Annotated in this window: 3 protein-coding genes and 2 pseudogenes; 1 reads left to right on the top strand and 4 read right to left on the bottom strand. The window is 34.8% G+C overall.

All coding sequences use genetic code 11. The features are described from left to right. Positions 1–524: pseudogene (locus ACFO3L_RS00975) on the top strand (transposase); the annotation flags it as partial. A gap of 268 nt (positions 525–792) precedes the next feature. Here ACFO3L_RS00975 and ACFO3L_RS00970 read toward each other — a convergent pair. From ACFO3L_RS00970 to ACFO3L_RS00955, 4 genes and pseudogenes are all read right to left on the bottom strand, one after another. Next, positions 793–2,892, bottom strand: a complete 2,100-nt coding sequence (locus tag ACFO3L_RS00970) for a methyl-accepting chemotaxis protein (protein WP_379962937.1) — start codon at positions 2,890–2,892, stop codon at positions 793–795. A 319-nt stretch (positions 2,893–3,211) separates the two neighbouring features. Then, positions 3,212–3,346: a hypothetical protein gene (locus tag ACFO3L_RS00965; protein ID WP_379962935.1), complete on the bottom strand. Its 135-nt coding sequence runs from the start codon at positions 3,344–3,346 to the stop codon at positions 3,212–3,214. Beyond that, positions 3,343–4,098, bottom strand: a complete 756-nt coding sequence (gene istB / locus ACFO3L_RS00960) for an IS21-like element helper ATPase IstB (RefSeq protein WP_379962933.1) — start codon at positions 4,096–4,098, stop codon at positions 3,343–3,345. Before istB ends, ACFO3L_RS00965 begins: the two co-directional genes overlap by 4 nt. After that, a pseudogene (locus ACFO3L_RS00955) lies at positions 4,098–4,480 on the bottom strand (IS21 family transposase); the annotation flags it as partial. The gene istB and the pseudogene ACFO3L_RS00955, both read right to left, overlap by 1 nt.

Raw genomic sequence — 4,480 nt, 5'->3', positions numbered from 1 at the left:
GGATTTAACTTATGTTCGGGTCGGGAAAAATTGGGCTTATATTTGTTTGATGATTGATTTATTCAATCGTGAAATTATTGGCCATTCTTGCGGAAATAAAAAAGATGCGCAGCTTGTAAAAAGGGCCATTCAAAGCATTCCTTACTCACTTCAAGAAATCGAACTCTTCCATACGGATCGTGGAAAAGAATTTGATAATGAATTGATTGATCTTATCTTAGAAACATTTGGCATTCAACGCTCCTTGAGTAAGCCTGGATGTCCATATGATAATGCCGTTTCAGAAGCGACTTACAAAGCTTTTAAGACGGAATTTGTGAGTCAATATCAATTTAAAACGATGGCACACTTAGAATTAGAATGTTTTGATTATGTCAATTGGTGGAATCATCATCGGATCCATAGTTCTCTTGGTTATAAAACACCAATTGAGGTACGCTATGCGGAGGTTGGCGTAGCGAACCCTTGATAATGAGCAAGAATCGGTTACCTTCTGTTCGAGCGGCTTATTTTATTCAAAGTGAGCACGCCGCTAAGAAAACCGATTTGAGGAGGCTCGTTGTCAAGGGCAACTGGATATGGTGTCATAAACAGACCTTATAATTTTTGTCTAGAAAAGTGTTGCCATTCCATTCATTAACAATATAACTTCTCCTTTGTAAACAAAAATCATAGAGTACCGTCATTTATTTAGACTAAGTACTCTATGAATTACATTCATTTAATCTATTTATTTATGATTTAATCATCTATCCTAGATTATACATCAAAGCTTAAGAAATTAATACTAATTTATATTTTAAACTGTTCTATTTGTGCATTAAGTTGCTCTGCAATCTTAGCAAGTTCATCACTGGCATTGGAAATTTCCATCATAGATGCTGTTTGCTGCTCTACAGATGCTGAAGCTTCTTGACTTCCTGCTGCATTTTCTTCTGATATTGTTGATAAGTCTTCCATTATCTGCTTTATCTTTTCTTTTTGACTTATTATTTCATCACTTGATTTATTTACCACACCTATGGCTTCTTCCATTTCTTCAATGGCATCAGATATTCCATCAAATTTATTATTTGTTAAATTTACACTTCTTCCTTGTGATTCTACTACTAGTTCAACTTCTGCCATAGTTTCTACAGCTACTTCTATCTTTCCTGTTAAATCATCAATTATTGTGCTTATTTCTTCTGTAAATTGACTAGACTGCTCTGCAAGTTTTCTAATTTCATCTGCAACTACAGCAAAACCTCTACCTGATTCTCCTGCTCTGGCTGCTTCTATAGCCGCATTTAAAGCTAATAGATTTGTTTGATCTGCTATATTTCTAATCATTTCACTTGCAGTTACAATCTTTCCTGCACTTTGACTAGTATCTTTTATTATATCATGAACTTCTTTTGATGATTTCATATTTAAATCTGTTTTTTCAACTACATCTTTAATTAACTCTAAACCATCATTTTTAAGCTCATTAACTTTTCTTGTGGATTCATTTAAGTTTTCCATATATGTTGAGTTATTTACAACTGCGTTACCAAGATCAAGCACAGAATTAAATCCTTGTTCTGTATCCATGGCTTGGTTACTAGCACCTTGAGCAATTTCTTGGATTGCCCTTGCTACTTCATCAACTGCTGTGGAAGTCTCATAGGTGGTTGCTGTTAATTCTTCAGAATGGGCAGCTACTGCTTGGGAATCATCCATAACTTCTCTTATTATATTTCGTATGGAAAGTTGCATAGCATCTACAGATAAGGCTATTTCACCAAGTTCATCTTTTTTTCCTAGAAGATCCTTAGGTAGATTATTACTAAAGTCTCCTACTGCCATTAGGTTCATCTGTTTTTTTAAGTCATTTATAACTTTTATTGCACCATTTGATGTTAAGAATAATATGCTTCCAAGTAATAATATTAATATTATCCCTGCCGTAAAAATAGTAATCATGTTTGTGTAAATGGCACTATTAACATTTTCCATAGAAAATCCAATATTTATAGCTCCCATTTTTTCTCCATTTATAACTACTGGATAAACGATATCATAAATTGATTCACCGGAATCATTACGTTCTTCTGCATTCATTATTCCATTTTTAATTGTATTGACTGTACCTTCATCATCACTAATGTCTACACCAATCCACTGGATATTACTATCTGCAGTCACCATTAAATCATTGTTTATAAAAAGTGCATATACTATCTCTTCATCTTCAGCTAAGGATTCTATAAGTTTTTGGTAACTAAATTGCTCCGTTAAGTCATTAATATAGTTAGCTTCTATTCCCGCTTGTATTGTTGCACCATTTGAGATTTTTATAGCTCCATATTTATAGTTTCCCTCAGCTGTTGTACTTTCCCTAATTTCTTCCATCATCTCAGTATCATTACTATTTCTAAATATTGTTAAGGGATGATCTGCATCTAAATTCAACCCCACGTTTTCTGGATAGTTTGAATATAGTACAGTTCCATCAATGTCAAGGTAATTTATCTCGCTTATTCCTAAGGATTCTGCCACCATTGATATTGTTTCGTTGCTTAAATTTTGTCCCTTTGGTAATTCTTTTGTATCTTCCATTTGATTTTCTACTACTTCCTGTGACTTTTCCAGATTTTCAATTAATTTAGCAGCCTTTCTAATATCTTCCTCTATATCATTGTTTATAACTGCCAATGAATATGCATTATCTTCCATCCTTTCTATAAATTCTCTTAGAATAAATTCACCATTTGAAGCCATTTCACTAAGTAAAGCTTTCTTGCTTGATGTTGTTGAAATTAATCCAATTGCAACTACTGATAAAACCACAACGATAATTGGTATTATTAATAATCTAACCTTAATTGAGTTCTTGTTGAACCTTTGTTTATTACTCTTATTTTTCAATTTTATCGACCCCCTTAGAATCTATGTAAAGTTATGTAGCTTTCTATCTAGTATTGTCTATTATTATACAATATATAATAGTTGAGTACGGCGACTAGTTTCGTCCAGTGATGCGGAATTTTCGTCCAGTAAATGCGGAATAGTCGTCCGCTGAATGCGAAAGTTGTCGTCCATTCCGCTAATTGATTGAAGAGAATAAGAAATTAATTAAAACAGAGCCCAATATGAGCTCTGTTTTTCATCTTAAAATAAATTAATAGATTATTCGTATTCCTTCATAGCTTGTTCAAGGAACTTAGTGGCTAAATTAACCATTTCATCAGCCGAAGGCTGCTTTTCGTCCTCTAAGTAATAAGGTAGGAGTAACGAGGATAGATTTAAATCGATATCTTCTGGAAGGTATCGTCGAAAATAAAAAAAGAGCGATACGAGTTTCAACTTCAATCGGAATCATTTCATGCCCTCCAAACCGTGACGCTCACGCATGGATACTTCACCATCGACTATGATTTGGTGAGAATTGTGCTTGATTCGATCCAGAATCGCATCGGCTAGTTGAGTGTGTTTGATTTTTTCATGCCAACCTTCGGGTGAAAACTGGGAACAAAATATGGTAGAAGATTGCTTTAATCGTGCTTCAATGATTTCGAAAATGTGAACACTTTCCTCCAAAGACAACTCCATTAGTAACCATTCATCAATGATGAGTAGTTCGATTTTCGTGTACTTTTTAATCAGTTTACGATAAGAACCATCAGCCTCATATTTCGCTAAAGCCAGCTCGTCAATTAATTCTGGAAGACGAATATACTTCACCTTTCTGAATTGACGACAAGCTTGAATACCGAAGGCATTGGCTATCCAGGTTTTCCCGTTTCCAGAAGCACCCATCAAGATAATATTCTGGTGGTTATCAATGTATCCTCCTTGTGCGAGTTTAGAAATAAGGTTTTTATCAAGATGTCGATCGGGATAGTATTCAATTCCTTCGATAGACGCATTTGGATCACTGAATGTTGCCTGATGAATTAAACGTTCTAATTTATTTGATTTACGGCGGGCAGATTCAGCGTCTACTAATAGCTCAAATCGTTCCTCAAATCCTAAGGATTGGGTGGTTTCGTCCATTGTTTGTTGCTCATATAGGTCAGCCATTCCGCTCAAACGCATAGCTTTTAATTTTTCAAGTGTTTGTTCATTTCTCATTATTTTTTACCTCCGAAGTAGGCTGCACCACGGACAAAACCATACTTGTTGTCCGTTTGCTCCTCTATAATTGATTTTTTTGAATGATTATCCAAAGTTTTCTTTCGTTTCTTTGCACGACTGAGAATGGATTTGAGTAATGAGTTGGTGGGTTCCTTTGCGACAGACATCAATGTATGACAGCCAGCTTCTAATTCTTCGGACGTGTATTTAGAGGCTGTATTTCTCAATGTAGCGAGTAATTTCAGGGCTTTTTTCTCGACATTATTGGAAAGAATATAGTCGACATACGCATAAGTATTTGGCCCAATATTTTCTGCCCATAGTAAATTTTCTTTAGGGGTATGTGTTAAATAACGGCGGTGATTGTCCGGCATATGAT

It is taken from the genome of Enterococcus eurekensis (genome assembly GCF_042654605.1).
Lineage (GTDB): Bacteria > Bacillota > Bacilli > Lactobacillales > Enterococcaceae > Enterococcus_I > Enterococcus_I eurekensis.
Note: the sequence above shows the minus strand (reverse complement) of the source record. Positions and strands in the feature narration are given on the sequence as shown.

Bases quoted from the DNA above. Each gene is read 5' to 3' on its own strand.
- ACFO3L_RS00965 (WP_379962935.1), bottom strand. From the start codon at position 3,346: ATGATTCCGATTGAAGTTGAAACTCGTATCGCTCTTTTTTTATTTTCG.
- istB (WP_379962933.1), bottom strand. From the start codon at position 4,098: ATGAGAAATGAACAAACACTTGAAAAATTAAAAGCTATGCGTTTGAGC.